At 64.7% G+C, this 13,872-nt stretch carries 14 protein-coding genes; 2 read left to right on the forward strand and 12 right to left on the reverse strand.

The window, feature by feature from the left end; translation table 11 throughout:
• Positions 1-20: 20 nt before the first annotated feature.
• The 12 genes from cheD to flhD all read right to left on the reverse strand — a co-directional run bounded on the left by cheD (position 21) and on the right by flhD (position 11,028).
• Positions 21-617, reverse strand: a complete 597-nt coding sequence (cheD, locus tag AC1RQG_RS20870) for a chemoreceptor glutamine deamidase CheD (protein WP_182159289.1) — start codon at positions 615-617, stop codon at positions 21-23.
• Between the two features lie 9 nt (positions 618-626).
• On the reverse strand, positions 627-1,499 hold the full coding sequence (locus AC1RQG_RS20875) for a CheR family methyltransferase (RefSeq protein ID WP_493134192.1): 873 nt from the start codon (positions 1,497-1,499) through the stop codon (positions 627-629).
• A 52-nt stretch (positions 1,500-1,551) separates the two neighbouring features.
• Positions 1,552-3,264, reverse strand: a complete 1,713-nt coding sequence (locus AC1RQG_RS20880) for a methyl-accepting chemotaxis protein (RefSeq protein WP_493134194.1) — start codon at positions 3,262-3,264, stop codon at positions 1,552-1,554.
• A 133-nt stretch (positions 3,265-3,397) separates the two neighbouring features.
• Complete coding sequence (locus tag AC1RQG_RS20885; RefSeq protein WP_182159298.1) at positions 3,398-3,886, reverse strand: chemotaxis protein CheW; 489 nt, start codon at positions 3,884-3,886, stop codon at positions 3,398-3,400.
• Positions 3,887-3,915: 29 nt separating this feature from the next.
• Positions 3,916-6,150, reverse strand: a complete 2,235-nt coding sequence (gene cheA / locus AC1RQG_RS20890) for a chemotaxis protein CheA (protein ID WP_493134197.1) — start codon at positions 6,148-6,150, stop codon at positions 3,916-3,918.
• 45 nt (positions 6,151-6,195) lie between these two features.
• Positions 6,196-6,561, reverse strand: a complete 366-nt coding sequence (locus AC1RQG_RS20895; protein ID WP_182152942.1) for a response regulator — start codon at positions 6,559-6,561, stop codon at positions 6,196-6,198.
• Positions 6,562-6,629: 68 nt separating this feature from the next.
• Positions 6,630-7,178: a chemotaxis protein gene (locus AC1RQG_RS20900; RefSeq protein WP_493134199.1), complete on the reverse strand. Its 549-nt coding sequence runs from the start codon at positions 7,176-7,178 to the stop codon at positions 6,630-6,632.
• Between the two features lie 45 nt (positions 7,179-7,223).
• Entirely contained in the window at positions 7,224-8,150 is a 927-nt protein-coding gene (gene motB / locus AC1RQG_RS20905; RefSeq protein WP_493134201.1) for a flagellar motor protein MotB, read from the reverse strand.
• A gap of 52 nt (positions 8,151-8,202) precedes the next feature.
• Positions 8,203-9,063 (reverse strand): flagellar motor stator protein MotA, encoded by an 861-nt coding sequence (gene motA, locus AC1RQG_RS20910; RefSeq protein WP_493134203.1) that lies wholly within the window; start codon positions 9,061-9,063, stop codon positions 8,203-8,205.
• 188 nt (positions 9,064-9,251) lie between these two features.
• The gene (locus tag AC1RQG_RS20915; RefSeq protein ID WP_493134317.1) at positions 9,252-9,971 is read right to left on the reverse strand and encodes a class I SAM-dependent methyltransferase; all 720 of its coding nucleotides are present in this window, start codon (positions 9,969-9,971) and stop codon (positions 9,252-9,254) included.
• Between the two features lie 142 nt (positions 9,972-10,113).
• Positions 10,114-10,659 (reverse strand): flagellar transcriptional regulator FlhC, encoded by a 546-nt coding sequence (flhC, locus tag AC1RQG_RS20920; protein WP_493134205.1) that lies wholly within the window; start codon positions 10,657-10,659, stop codon positions 10,114-10,116.
• A gap of 51 nt (positions 10,660-10,710) precedes the next feature.
• Positions 10,711-11,028, reverse strand: a complete 318-nt coding sequence (gene flhD, locus AC1RQG_RS20925; RefSeq protein ID WP_182159314.1) for a flagellar transcriptional regulator FlhD — start codon at positions 11,026-11,028, stop codon at positions 10,711-10,713.
• A gap of 646 nt (positions 11,029-11,674) precedes the next feature.
• Between flhD and kynU the strand changes: the two genes are divergently transcribed.
• A complete protein-coding gene (gene kynU / locus AC1RQG_RS20930; RefSeq protein ID WP_493134207.1) occupies positions 11,675-12,925 on the forward strand; it encodes a kynureninase in 1,251 nt (416 codons plus the stop codon).
• Positions 12,926-12,946: 21 nt separating this feature from the next.
• Positions 12,947-13,837: a tryptophan 2,3-dioxygenase gene (gene kynA, locus AC1RQG_RS20935; RefSeq protein ID WP_493134209.1), complete on the forward strand. Its 891-nt coding sequence runs from the start codon at positions 12,947-12,949 to the stop codon at positions 13,835-13,837.
• The last annotated feature ends 35 nt before the right edge of the window (positions 13,838-13,872 follow it).

Here is a 13,872-nt window from a genome sequence, read left to right on the forward strand (position 1 = left end):
CCTCTTCTTGTCAGAACAGATCAGAACAGATCGATGGCGCCGGCCACCGGCGCCACCTTGAGGCGGCTGGCGTATTCGATCTCGCGCCGCGCCAGCGTATCGTTGTGGGTCTGCATCAGCTTCTTGACCAGCACCTTGCCGGTGCGGGGGAAGAAATACACCTTGCGCGGGTGGATATCGTTCAGATCCTCGGCCACCACGCGGATGCGCTCGACCTTGAGGAAGTTGAGCACGAAGGCGGCGTTGCGCTCGCCCACGTTGATGGCCGTGAAGCCCTTGAGCACGGCGCCGCCGCCGAACACCTTGGCCTCCAGGTTTTCGCGCTTGGCGCCGGCCTTGAGCAGGTCGTTGATCAGCACCTCCATCGCGTAGGTGCCGTAGCGGGCCGAGGCCGACACGGGGCTGCCGTCGCCGCCGCCGTCGGGCAGCATGAAGTGGTTCATCCCGCCCAGCCCCGTGGTGCGGTCGCGGATGCAGGCCGACACGCACGAGCCGAGCACGGTCACGATCAGCATGTCCTTGTTGGTGTAGTAGTACTCACCGGGCAGGATCTTGGCGGCGTCGCAGTCGAACGTCCTGTCGTAATAGACGTTCGTGGCAAATTGTTCGAGGTCCATGTTCTAGTCTCACGCGCGGTGGGCCGCGACCTTGTGCACCGGGCCCTGGTGCTGGGTATCGAGCTCGTACACGGTCTTGCCGCGCAGCTTCAGCGAGTCCGACACGTACAGGAAGTTCTCCGAATGGCCCGCGAACAGCAGGGCATGGGGCTTCATCAACGGCACGAAGCGCGACAGGATCTTGCGCTGGGTGGCCTTGTCGAAGTAGATCATCACGTTGCGGCAGAAGATGACATCGAACGGGCCCGTGATGGGCCAGCTGTCGGCCAGCAGGTTGAGCTGCTTGAAGGTGATCAGCTGGCGCAGCTCGGGCCGCACCCGCACCAGGCCCTCGCGCTCGCCCTTGCCCTTGAGGAAGAAGCGGCGCTGGCGCTCGGGCGACATCTTCTCGATCCGGTCCATGCCGTAGACGCCGTTGGCGCCCGTGGCCAGCACGTTGGTGTCGATGTCGGTGGCGATGATCTGGCACGGCGGGGTCAGCGTGTTGAACGCCTCGCACACGGTCATGGCGATCGAATACGGCTCCTCGCCGGTGGAACTGGCCGAGCACCAGATGGTGATCGGCCCCTGCAGGTGGCGCACATGCTCGGCCAGCAGCGGGAAGTGGTGGGCCTCGCGGAAAAACGACGTGAGGTTGGTGGTCAGCGCGTTGGTGAACGCTTCCCACTCCTCGCCCAGGCGGCCCGCTTCCAGGTCGTCCAGGTATTTGCCGAAACTGCCTATGCCGGTGGCGCGCAGACGCCGCGCCAACCGGCTGTACACCATCTCCTGCTTGCTGTCGGCCAGCGAGATGCCGGCCCGTTTGTAGATCAGGCCACGGACCCGTTCGAAGTCCCTGGCGTTGAAATCAAACTCCTTGATGGTGTCTTTACCATTCGGCATTTGTTTTACCCTTCAATGAATCTTGTAACAATGCCTGTCCCGCTCGACTGCCTCAGAACTCTTCCCAGTCGTCGCCGGGCGCCGAGGCGGCCAGCTTCCTGGGGGCGGCCGGGCGGGCCGTGACGGCCGGACGCACGGGCGCCGGGGCCGGACGCGGCGCGGCCACCACGGCGGCCGGGGCCGGACGCACCGGCGCCGCCGGACGGCGGGCCTGCTCGTCATGCGACAGCTTGAAGATGCTGACGGCCTCGGCCAGGTTGTGGGCCTGCTCCTGCATGCTCTCGGCGGCGGCGGCGGCCTGCTCCACCAGGGCCGCGTTCTGCTGCGTCATCTCGTCCATCTGGGTGATGGCCTGGTTCACTTCCTCGATGCCGTTGCTCTGCTCCTGGGTGGCGGCGGTGATCTCGCCCATGATGTCGGCCACCTGCTTGATCGAGGTGACGATCAGGTCCATGGTCTGGCCGGCCTCGTCCACCAGCTTGCTGCCGGCGTCGACCTTGTCGACCGAGTCGCCGATCAGTTCCTTGATCTCCTTGGCGGCGCCGGCCGAGCGCTGGGCCAGGTTGCGCACCTCGGCCGCCACCACGGCGAAGCCGCGGCCCTGCTCGCCCGCGCGGGCCGCTTCCACGGCCGCGTTCAGGGCCAGGATGTTGGTCTGGAAGGCGATGCCGTCGATCACGCCGATGATGTCGACGATCTTGCGCGACGATTCCTTGATCGACCCCATGGTGTCGACCACCTGCGACACCACGGTGCCGCCCTTCTCCGCCACCGACGAGGCCGACACGGCCAGCTGGTTGGCCTGGCGCGCGTTGTCCGCGTTCTGCTTCACGGTGGAGGTCAGTTCCTCCATCGAGCTGGCCGTCTCCTCCAGCGAGCTGGCCTGCGCCTCGGTGCGCGAGGACAGGTCGGCGTTGCCCGAGGCGATCTCCTGCGAGGCCACGGTGATGGTCTCGGTGCCGGCGCGCACGTCGCCGACGGTCTTGACCAGGCTCTCGTTCATGTCCTTCAGCGCCTGCAGCAGCGCGCTGGTCTCATCCTTGCCTTCCACCGTCACCTGCGAGGTCAGTTCGCCGGCCGCCACCTTCTGGGCCACGGCCACGGCGCCCGACAGCGGCACGGTGATGGAACGGGTGATGATCAGCGCGCACGTCACGCCCAGCGCCACGGCCACGGCGCCCAGGCCGAACAGCATGAACATCAGCTGCGTGTCGGCCGAGACGGAACTGTCCATCACGTCCTTGGCGGCGGCCTGCTGGATGTCGACCACCTTGTTCAGCAGCGCCAGCGTCTGCTGGTTCAGCGGGTCGATGCGGCTGGCGATCACCTTGGCCGCGCCCTCGCTGTTAAAGGCCAGCACCTGGCCGATGGCCTCCTTGAAGGCGGCGTCGGTGTCGGCGTCCAGCGTGGCGATGTCGCCCAGGATCTTCTTTTCCGCGTCCGTCAAGCCCAGGCTCTTGAGCTGGCCGATGGCCGTCTCATACACCTTGCGCTGGTCCTTGACCTTCGCCTCCTCCTTCTGCATCAGGCTCACGTCCGACTGCAGGCCGATGTTGCGCATCGCGATGCCGGTCTCCAGCATCGAGCTTTTCATGATGGCCGCCTGCAGGCTCTTGGCGGTCGACAGCTGCAAGCCCTTGGTCAGCTTGGCCTTGTTGCTGTAGTTGAGGAAGTTGGCCGACAACACCATGGCCACCAGGATCAGCAGGATGATGCCGAAACCAGCCATCAACCGGGACCCAATCTTAACGTCGCGTAAATTCATTTCAGTTCTCCCCTTGTGCCTGCTCATTTTTGCGCGCCCCGCTGCGCTGGGGCGCTATGCCGCTCTCCGGCTCTCTGCGGAGCGTCGACGGCGTGGTCTGCGATGCCGCTCGCGCGGCGCCTCTACATCGGCCTCAGGCGGCCAGCGATTCGATCAATCCCATCTCCGGGCTGGCCATCAATTTATCGATGTCCACCAGGATCAGCATGCGCTCGTCGATCGTGCCCAGGCCGATCATGTACTCGGTGCTGAACGCGGTGCCCATTTCGGGCGCCGGTTTGACCTGCTCCGGCGTCAACGTGGTCACGTCCGACACCGAATCGACCACCATGCCGACGATTCGTCCGCCGATGTTCAGGATGATCACCACGGTAAATTGGTCGTAGACCGGGGTGCCCAGGTTGAACTTGATGCGCATGTCCACCACCGGAATGATGATGCCGCGCAGATTAATCACACCCTTGATGAACTCCGGCGCATTGGCGATCCGGGTCACGGCTTCGTAGCCGCGGATCTCCTGCACCTTCAGGATGTCGATGCCGTACTCCTCCTTGCCCAGCGTGAATGCCAGGAATTCGTGGCCGGCGATCTCTTTTGCTCCTATGGTAAGCGCTTCCGCCATGATGCGTCCCTATTTATATGTCAAACAATTCATGAAAAGATCGATTCGTCGGCCAGCTGGCGCGACGAACGTATCAAGGCCGCCACATCGAGGATCAACGACACGCCGCCGTCGCCCAGGATGGTGGCGCCGGAAATGCCGGCCACCTTGCGGTAATTCGATTCCAGGTTCTTGACCACCACCTGCTGCTGCCCCACCAGGTCGTCGATGAACAGGCCGGCCTTGCGCCCCTCCGTCTCGATGATGACGACGATGCCCTCGGACGGGCAGGTGAAGCGCGGCGTGATGTCGAACATCTGGTACAGCGGCACCAGCGGCAGGTATTCGCCGCGCACCTTGACCACCTTGCCCTTGCCGCTGATCTCCTTGACGTCCTCGGGGGCCGGCTGCAGCGATTCGATCACGAAGCCCAGCGGCAGGATGTAGACCTCCTCGCCGACCCGGATCGACATGCCGTCCAGGATCGCCAGCGTGAGCGGCAGCGAGATCGAGATGGTGGTGCCGTAACCCTTGGCCGAGCGGATGTCGACCACCCCGCCCATGGCCGTGATGTTGCGCTTGACGACGTCCATGCCCACCCCGCGGCCGGACACGTCCGTCACCTGTTCGGCGGTGGAGAAGCCGGGCGCGAAGATCAGCTGCCAGACGTCGGCGTCGGCCATGGTGTCGCTCACGGGCAGGCCGCTCTGCACGGCCTTGGCCAGGATCTTCTCGCGGTTCAGGCCGCCGCCGTCGTCCGACACCTCGATGATGATGTTGCCGCCCTGGTGGCTGGCCGACAGGAACAGCCGGCCGGCGTCGGCCTTGCCGGCCGCGCGCCGCACGTCGGGCATCTCGATGCCGTGGTCGATGCTGTTGCGCACCAGGTGGGTGAGCGGATCGACGATGCGCTCGATCAGGCCCTTGTCCAGTTCCGTGGCCGCGCCGTTGGTGATGAAATCGACCTTCTTGCCCAGCTTGGCCGCCAGGTCGCGCACCATGCGCGGGAAGCGCGAGAACACGAAGTCCATCGGCATCATGCGGATCGACATCACCGCTTCCTGCAGGTCGCGCGTGTTGCGCGTGAGCTGGCTGACGCTGTTGAGCAGGCGCTCGTGCACCATCGGGTCCAGCGTGTCGACGCGCTGCTCGATCATGGCCTGGGTGATCACCAGTTCGCCCACCAGGTTGATCAGCTGGTCGACCTTCTCGATCGAGACGCGGATCGAGGACGACTCGGCGCCCGGCGCGGGCGTGGCCTTGTCCTCCTTCTTGCCCGGCTTTTTCTCGTGCTCGTCGTGGTGCGGCTGCGCCGCCACCACGGGCGCCGGTTCCGGCGGCAGGCCGGCGGCGGTGCGGATCTGTTCGAGCGGCTGGAAGAAGCCATAGCCGCGCGCGTCGTCGGCGCCTTCGGCGGCGGCGGCGCGGATCTCGTCTAGCGGCTGGAAGAAGCCGTAGCCGGGGCCGGCGGCGGCCGATGCCGCCTGCGCCGGCGCCGGCGCGGCCGGCGTCAGATCGACCGGGTCGAAGAAGCCGTAGCCGAGCGCGTCCTCCGTCCTGGCCCGCTCGGCCTGCTCCAGGCCGGCCTGCTCGGGCGTGAGGGCCGGCAGCTCGGTGACCGCCATCTGGTCCGGATTGAGCACGAACGAGCAGATGGCGATGATGTCGTCCAGGCTCTCGTGGGTGGTGACCACCATCGCGTTGCGGTCGTGGTCGAGCGGGGTGATGGCCACGTGGCCCATCAGGCCCAGCTCCGCGCCCAGCGCCGTCACCTCGCGGTGCGCCATGGCCGGCAGTTCGAGCCGGTAGCGGCGCCCGCCGCTGTGGTCGACGGCGGCCGCCTCGGGCGCGCTGTTGTGGAACGACGGCGCGATGTGGGCCAGCGCGGCCACCGGCGCGTCCTGCGACAGCGACTGCAGCATCATGCGCACGTCGGCCACGGCGTCCTGGTCGACCTCGGCGCCGTGGCGGTGGCCGTCCAGTTGCATCTTGAGGATGTCCTTGGCGGCCAGGAAGGCGTCCACGTGCTCGGAGGTGAGCGCCATCTCGCCCTTGCGCACGCGGTCGAGCAGGGTCTCCAGGATGTGCGTGACCTCCGTCATGTCGGTCACGCCGAACGTGGAGGCGCCGCCCTTGACGGAGTGGGCGGTGCGGAAGATCGCGTTCAGGTCCTCGGCGTCGGGCGCGTCGATGTCGACGGCCAGCAGCAGCCGCTCCATTTCAGCCAGCAGTTCCTCGGCCTCATCGAAGAAGACCTGGAAGAACTGGCTAATATCGATGGTCATGGTGAGACTCCGTGAAGTTCGCTTTGCATCAGTGCACTCGCTTCATCAGCCGATGACCTTTTTCACGACCTCGATCAGGCGCTGCGGGTCGAACGGCTTGACCAGCCAGCCATTGGCGCCCGCGGCGCGCCCCTTGGACTTCATTTCGTCGGACGACTCCGTGGTCAGCATCAGGATCGGCACCTTCTGGTAGGCCGGCAGCTCGCGCAGCAGCTTGATCAGCTGCAGGCCGTCCATGCGCGGCATGTTCTGGTCGGTCAGCACCAGGTCCACGGTTTGCAGCTTGGCTTTTTCCAGACCGTCCTGGCCATCGACCGCCTCCACCACCTGGTAGCCGGCAGCCTTGAGGCTGAAGGCCACCATCTGGCGCAGGGAACTGGAATCATCAACTGCAAGTATTGTTTTAGCCATCTTTGCTCTCACTCTTCAATTCCGGGGACGGGCCCCTCTTTTTTAAATCGATCATGCGCCGGACCGGGCTAGAACAGCTCGATGTCGCCGCTCTCCAGGTGTTTTTGACTGACGGCCTTGCGCAGCACGCTGCGCAGTTCCAGACTCTGTATCGCCAGCGCCATGCTGACCTTGCCCAGCAACGCGACGATCTCCTCGTTGTCGCTCTCGGGCAGCATCTCGGCGCCGTGCGCGCCCAGCGTGCCGAGGAATTCGCGCAAGCCCGTGACCCGCTTGAGGGTGCGGTCGATCAGCTGGCTCGTCATGTCCTGGAACTGCATGCTGGTGATGGCCGCGTTCACGTGGTTGCCGACCTGCGCGTGCAACTCCTCCAGCCTGGCTTTCTGCTCGGGCGTCGGGGTGCCGCCGGCCAGCAGCAGCTTGATGGTGTCCTGCTCGGCCTCCACGGCCTGGTGGATGGCCATGAAGTTGAAGGTCAGCTTCTCGATCGCCTCCTCCAGCAGCAGGCCGGTCTGGATCAGATCCGTCTCCACCTCCGTCAGGTGGCGCCGGCCATGGTCGGACACGCCCGACAACAGCCGCTTCACGTGGGAGCCCAGTATTTTTTTTCTCGTCATAACAGTCTCATTCTCCTGCTCATCCTTCCGCGCGCCGCGCCGGCCTCATTTGCCGGCCGCGGCGGCCGCCGCCCTGGTTGCGGGCTCGGCGATGCCGACATCGATTTTGGCGCTGTCGCGCATCACATTCTCTTCCGTCTTCTTGTTCATCACGATGATGCTGATCCGGCGGTTGATGGGGTTGAACGGGTCTTGCTTGTCGAGGTAGGCGGCCGAGGCCAGGCCCACCACGCGCAGGATCTTGTTCTCGTTCATGCCGCCGGCCACCAGCGCCCGGCGCGAGGCGTTGGCGCGGTCGGCCGACAATTCCCAGTTGCTGTAGCCGGCGTCGTTCATGTAGGGGGTGGCGTCGGTGTGGCCGGACAGGCCGATCTTGTTGGGCACATCGTTGAGCACGAAGCCGATCTCGTACAGGATGTCGCGCGCGTACGGCTCCAGCTCGGCCTTGGACAGCGCGAACATGGGCCGGTTCTTCTCATCGACGATCTGGATCCGCAAGCCTTCGCTGGTCAGGTCCAGCAGCAGCTGGTTCTTGTATTTGTTGAGCAGCGGATCGGACGAGATCTTGGCCTCGATCTTCTCCTTGAGCGCCTGCAGCCGCACGGTCTCCTCGTGCTCGAGCGCCTGCTTGGCGGCCGACAGGTTGTAGGTCTTCTTGATCGAGGGGTCGTCGGTGGCCTTGACCTGGCCTTCCTTGCGCGTCAGGTCCTTGCCGCCGCCGGGGATGACGGACGAGCTGTCGCCGCTGCCGGCGCCGCCCTGCATGGCGACCTTGAGCGGGGTCTTGAAGTATTCGGAGATGCCGTTCAGGTCGCCCTTGGTGGTCGAGCCGAGCAGCCACATCAGAAGGAAGAAGGCCATCATGGCCGTCACGAAGTCGGCGTACGCGATCTTCCATGCGCCGCCGTGGTGACCGCCGCCGCTCTTCTTGATGCGCTTGACGATAATTGGCCGCAAGCCCTCTTCAGCCATGTCCAGTCCTTGTGATGTGCGTCATTCCCGAGATCATACCGTGCGACCGGACTTACTTCGACTTCGATTTCTTGATATGGTCCTCTAACTCGGCGAAGGTCGGACGTTCCGTCGAGTACAGCACCTTGCGGCCGAATTCCACCGCCAGCGCGGGCGCGTAACCGTTCAGGCTGGCCAGCAGCGTGACCTTCACGCACTGGAACATCTTGGTCGATTCCTCCAGCTTCTGCTCCAGCAGGCTGGCCAGCGGACCGACGAAACCATAGGCGAGCAGAATACCGAGGAAGGTGCCGACCAGCGCGTGCGCGATCAGGATGCCCAGCTCGGCCGGCGGGATGCCCACCGATTCCATCGTGTGCACCACGCCCATCACGGCCGCCACGATACCGAAGGCCGGCATGCCGTCGCCGAGCTTGGCCAGCGCGTGCGCCGGCACCATGCCCTCGTGGTGGTGGGTCTCGATCTCGTTGTCCATCAGGTTCTCGATCTGGAACGCGTCCATATTGCCCGACACCATCAGGCGCAGGTAGTCGGACATGAACTCGATGATGTGGTGGTCATGCAGCACGCCGGGATACTTGTTGAACAAGGGGCTCTCATGCGGCGAATCAATATCGCCCTCGATCGACATCAAGCCCTCCTTGCGGACCTTGGACAGGATGTCGAACAGCAGCGACATCAGCTCCATGTACAGGTCCTTGGTGTAGCGCGAACCCTTGAGCAGGGTCGGCAGCGCGGCCAGCGTGGCCTTGATGGCCTTGCCATTGTTACCGACCAGGAAGGCGCCCATCGCACCCCCGCCGATCATCACCAGTTCCAGCGGCTGCAGCAGCGCGGCCAGGTGGCCGCCATTGAGCGCGAAACCGCCGAACACGCCAGCGCAGACTACGATATATCCGATTATGACTAACAAGTGCGCTGACTCCCCTCATTACGCTGCGCCGCAGCATCCGACTCCGTCACGGTGGTGAACAAGGACGCCGGATGCGCGAAGAGGGACAGAATGTAAGCTCATCCGCCCTCTGAATTCAATAAATTTATACGTGGAACTACAATAACGTGAGAATGGCGACCCGGCAAGTAAATAACGCCAAATGATGCTTAAAAGTACCATGCGTACAGAGGGGGGCCGCCCGCGATCGGCGTCACGGTGCGGTCGGGCGCGCGGGCGGCGATGGCGAACTCATAACTGAGCAGCATGGCGCCAGGCCGCATCTCCGCTGACGCCTTGCGCCACAGGCCATCCATGGCGGCCGGCGACAGGTAGGCGAACACGAGATCGAATTGAGCGAAATCAAGCAATTCGTAATCGCCGCGCAGGAACCGGGCCGCGCCGCCGGCCAGCCTGGCCCGCACGGCGCTCACCGCCCACGGCAACGGCGCCAGTTCGATGCCCACGCAATCGGCATCGGGACGGCGGCGCGCCAGGTACAGCACCAGTCCGCCCAGTCCGCTGCCGATGTCGATCATGCGCGCGGGACCGGCCGGCAGCAATTGCTCGACCGCCTGCCACACGGCCAGCCGCGACGGGTAGTACGGCACCTGGGTGCGGAAGGTCGACCAGTACAGCACCAGCAAGAACAGGAAGGCGCCCAGGAACAGCGACGGCGGCAGGTGCAGCGCGCTGGCCGCCAGCACGGCGACGGGGAACAGCAGTTGGATCGTGCGCCACCAGGACGCCAGGTCCAGCTTGTAGGTGACGAGGGCCGCCAGCGCGCCCTGCAGCAAGGCCACCGTCAGCAAGGTGACGGGCAGGCGCAGGGTGGCGAGCAGGTAGACGAGGAACAGCGTGGGCAGCACGACCACGCACTGGATCAGCAAGGCTTGCACGGCGGGCGCGCGCAGCAGGCGGCGCGGCCCGGTCGGCGCGGCGGCGGTGCCGGCGCCGTTTTTGCGGGAGGCTGGACGATGGGACCGGCTCACGCCCTGCCCCGCCCGGTTGCGGGCACCGGCGGGCGTGGCGTCACGCGGCCAGGCTGTCGGAATCGCGCGATTTCTTGGTCTTGCCGGCGCGCGAAGGCATGTGGCACAGGCCGCACACGTAGCTGCCGTTCAGGTCCATGCTGTCGACGATGAACTTGCCCTGGCATTTGCCGCACGGCGCCAGTTCCAGCATCTTGCTGCCGAAGAAGCGCACCAGGGTCCAGGCGCGGGTCAGCGAGAGCAGCGGCTCCTGGCCCGGTTCGGGCGGCATCTGCTCCAGATACAGCTTGTAGGCCTTCATGATGGCTTCGATGCCGGTGGCGCCCGCATGATCGACCAGAAACTTGTAGATATTAATGAACAGCGAGGAATGGATGTTCGGCTGCCAGGTGAGGAACCAGTCCGTCGAGAACGGCAGCATGCCCTTGGGCGGCGACACCCCCCTCAATTCCTTGTACAGCTTGAGCAGGCGCTCGCGCGACAGCGACACTTCCGATTCAAGCAACTGCAGGCGGGCGCCCAGCTGGATCAGTTCGATCGCAAGCTGGATCTCCTGGGCTTCCGATACGACACTTTTCGTGGCCATGATGTGCTCTCCTCGCTGTTGCCGGTTATTGCTGGTATGGAAGATAGAATCTTAAACGATTTCTTCCACCGGCTGGCCGGCCATCAGGATGGCGGCGTGCGATTGGGCCAGGGCGCGGTCCTTGTTGTGGCTGGTGAGCATCGACAGGATGGCGCTGTCGTCGAAGCGGAAGCGGGCCAGCATCATGTTGCCACCGGCGAGCTTAAGGATCTGGGCGTTGCTCATGCCCTCGATCAGATCGGCGATTTCAGCGGCGATACCCAGGCGGAAGATTGCCGTCACCTTGTCCGCACGGATCATCTGCTGAGCCAACATCAGGTAGCTCAGGTTAGCGTCGCGAATTTCGGCCATCATATCGTTAGCAGTCATTTCCATCTCCTCGATCCGTTATCTTCAGCGCGGAACACAATTGCGTTTCCAGTGAGATACATTCTGCGGGAGCAACAAAAAACCGAGTAGAGGCAACCCTCTGTATTTTTCGTCGGGAAATAGCAGGTGCGACCTGTCGGTGTTTGTCTTACAAACACTCGCAGATCGGTGTCCTACGCCCTTGCGGCGCGGGTTCCAAGCGGTCGGGAAGCTTCAACAACATCCGGTCCTAAGCAAAAAAATAGTGCGTTATGGCGACGCATTTTTGCCACATCTAACCCGGTTACGGCAGCCTTTTCAGGAACTTTAGGGTCTGGACGAAAAAAATTTGAAAATTTTTCGAATTTTTACATCCACCCCGCCGACACCGTCCGAAGCGCCTTTTCAGCCGCTTCTTAAAACTGGTAACGGCAGCGTTTTCGGGAACTTTAGGTTTTTTTTGAATTTTTTTGAAAATTTTTGAAAAAAGTCGGGCGACCGGGCGCAAAGCCCCTGTTCATGCGGGTTTGCGGGCGATCTGCGTGCCCGGAGAACTGCCGGCGCAGGCCGGTTTTTGGCTAAAACACATAAAAAATTGCTACACTCGCGGCTAGCGCCTTAAATGTTGAGGCCTCAAGTATTTCCTCTACCCGAAGAAAGCTACTTAATGACAACTCGCACAGACTGTCAGGAACGCGACGCGCGTGATCCGCTCGCCGCCCTGCGCGACCAGTTCGACCTGCCGCAAGGCGTGATTTATCTGGATGGCAACTCCCTGGGCGCCCGCCCCAAAGCGGCGCTGGCCCGCGCCCAGCACGTGATCGCCCAGGAATGGGGCCACGACCTGATCCGCAGCTGGAACACGGCCGGCTGGTTCGACCTGCCGCGCCGCCTCGGCGACCGGCTGGCGCCGCTGATCGGCGCGGCCGCCGGCGAGGTCGCGATCACCGACACCACCTCGGTCAACCTGTTCAAGGCGCTGGCCGCCGCCCTGCGGATGCAGGCCGACGATCCGCAACGGGCCAGCCGCCGCGTGATCGTCACCGAGCGCAGCAACTTCCCCACCGATATCTATATGGCCGAGGGCCTGTCGTCGTGGCTCGAACGCGGCTACACGGTGCGCCTGGTCGACGCGGTGGACGAACTGCCCCACGCGATAGCCGCCGACACGGCCGTCGTCATGCTCACCCACGTCAACTACCGCACCGGCTACCAGCACGACATGGCCGCCACCAGCGCGCTGGCCCATGCGCATGGCGCCCTGATCGTGTGGGACCTGGCCCACTCGGCCGGCGCCGTGCCGCTCGACCTGCACGCGGGCGGCGCCGACCTGGCCGTCGGCTGCACGTATAAGTACCTGAACGGCGGCCCCGGCGCGCCCGCCTTCATCTGGGTGCCGGCGCGGCACCAGGCCCGCTTCCGGCAACCGCTGTCGGGCTGGTGGGGCCACGCGGCGCCGTTCGCGATGACGCCCCACTTCACGGCCACGGACGGCATCGGCCGCGCGCTGTGCGGCACCCAGCCCGTGCTGTCGCTGGCCATGGTCGAATGCGGCCTGGACGTGTTCGCGCAGACCACCATGGAAGCGATCCGCGCCAAATCGCTGGCCCTGACCGACCTATTCATCGCACTGGTGGAGCAGCGCTGCGCCGCCCATCCGCTGGCGCTGGTGACGCCGCGCGCCCACGCGCTGCGCGGCAGCCAGGTCAGCTTCAGCCACCCGCATGGCTACGCCGTGATGGCGGCCCTGATCGCGCGCGGCGTGATCGGCGACTACCGCGAACCGGCCATCATGCGCTTCGGCTTCACGCCGCTGTACACCAGCTACGCCGACGTATGGGACGCGGTCGAGATCCTGCGCGACATCCTCGACCGGCAAGCCTACGACGTGCACGCCAAGCGCGACGCCGTGACCTGACAACACCGACAAGAGCACACCATGACCGAGCAGAACAAACAAGGCGCGGCCGGCGGCTGCCCGCACGCGGCCGGCGCCAACGCGGGCGCCGACGCCCAGTGGCACGGCGCCCAGATGGACTTCAGCAAATCGATGAGCTACGGCGACTATCTGGGCCTGAACCAGATCCTCAACGCCCAGCACCCGCTGTCGCCCAACCACAACGAGATGCTGTTCATCGTCCAGCACCAGACCAGCGAACTGTGGATGAAGCTGATGCTGCACGAGATGCACGCCGTGCGCGCCCACCTGCGCGCCGACGACCTGGCGCCGGCCTTCAAGATGCTGGCCCGCGTGGCCCGCATCATGGACCAGCTGGTGCACGCGTGGGACGTGCTGGCCACCATGACGCCGCCCGAATACACGGCGATCCGCCCCTACCTGGGCGCCTCGTCCGGCTTCCAGTCCTACCAGTACCGCGAGATCGAATTCATCCTGGGGAACAAGAACGCCGCCCTGCTCAACGTGCACAGCACCGCGCCCGACGTGTTCCAGCTGCTCGACACGGCGCTGCGCACGCCATCCTTGTACGACGAGGCCATCCACCTGCTGGCCCGCAACGGCCTGGCCATCGCGCCCGAGCGCCTGCACGCGGACTGCACCCAGCCCACCGTGGCCGACGCCTCGGTCAAGGCGGCCTGGCTGGAGGTCTACCGCGACCCCGGCCACCATTGGGCGCTGTACGAGCTGGCCGAAAAACTGGTCGACCTGGAGACGGCGTTCCGCTTCTGGCGCTTCCGCCATGTGACGACGGTCGAGCGCATCATCGGCTTCAAGACCGGCACCGGCGGCACGGCCGGCGTCAGCTACCTGCGCAAGATGCTGGACGTGGTGCTGTTCCCCGAACTGTTCGCGCTCCGCACGGAACTGTAACGGCGGTGGCGCAGGTTCCTTATCCCAGCAGGAGG

The sequence above is a fragment of the Rugamonas sp. GW822-FHT03B10 genome (assembly GCF_058801745.1).

What these genes read in the sequence shown, in the direction of transcription:
- cheD (WP_182159289.1), bottom strand. Translation starts at nt 617, where the DNA reads ATGGACCTCGAACAATTTGCCACGAACGTCTATTACGACAGGACGTTC.
- AC1RQG_RS20875 (WP_493134192.1), bottom strand. Translation starts at nt 1,499, where the DNA reads ATGCCGAATGGTAAAGACACCATCAAGGAGTTTGATTTCAACGCCAGG.
- AC1RQG_RS20880 (WP_493134194.1), bottom strand. Translation starts at nt 3,264, where the DNA reads ATGAATTTACGCGACGTTAAGATTGGGTCCCGGTTGATGGCTGGTTTC.
- AC1RQG_RS20885 (WP_182159298.1), bottom strand. Translation starts at nt 3,886, where the DNA reads ATGGCGGAAGCGCTTACCATAGGAGCAAAAGAGATCGCCGGCCACGAA.
- cheA (WP_493134197.1), bottom strand. Translation starts at nt 6,150, where the DNA reads ATGACCATCGATATTAGCCAGTTCTTCCAGGTCTTCTTCGATGAGGCC.
- AC1RQG_RS20895 (WP_182152942.1), bottom strand. Translation starts at nt 6,561, where the DNA reads ATGGCTAAAACAATACTTGCAGTTGATGATTCCAGTTCCCTGCGCCAG.
- AC1RQG_RS20900 (WP_493134199.1), bottom strand. Translation starts at nt 7,178, where the DNA reads ATGACGAGAAAAAAAATACTGGGCTCCCACGTGAAGCGGCTGTTGTCG.
- motB (WP_493134201.1), bottom strand. Translation starts at nt 8,150, where the DNA reads ATGGCTGAAGAGGGCTTGCGGCCAATTATCGTCAAGCGCATCAAGAAG.
- flhC (WP_493134205.1), bottom strand. Translation starts at nt 10,659, where the DNA reads ATGGCCACGAAAAGTGTCGTATCGGAAGCCCAGGAGATCCAGCTTGCG.
- flhD (WP_182159314.1), bottom strand. Translation starts at nt 11,028, where the DNA reads ATGACTGCTAACGATATGATGGCCGAAATTCGCGACGCTAACCTGAGC.
- kynU (WP_493134207.1), top strand. Translation starts at nt 11,675, where the DNA reads ATGACAACTCGCACAGACTGTCAGGAACGCGACGCGCGTGATCCGCTC.
- kynA (WP_493134209.1), top strand. Translation starts at nt 12,947, where the DNA reads ATGACCGAGCAGAACAAACAAGGCGCGGCCGGCGGCTGCCCGCACGCG.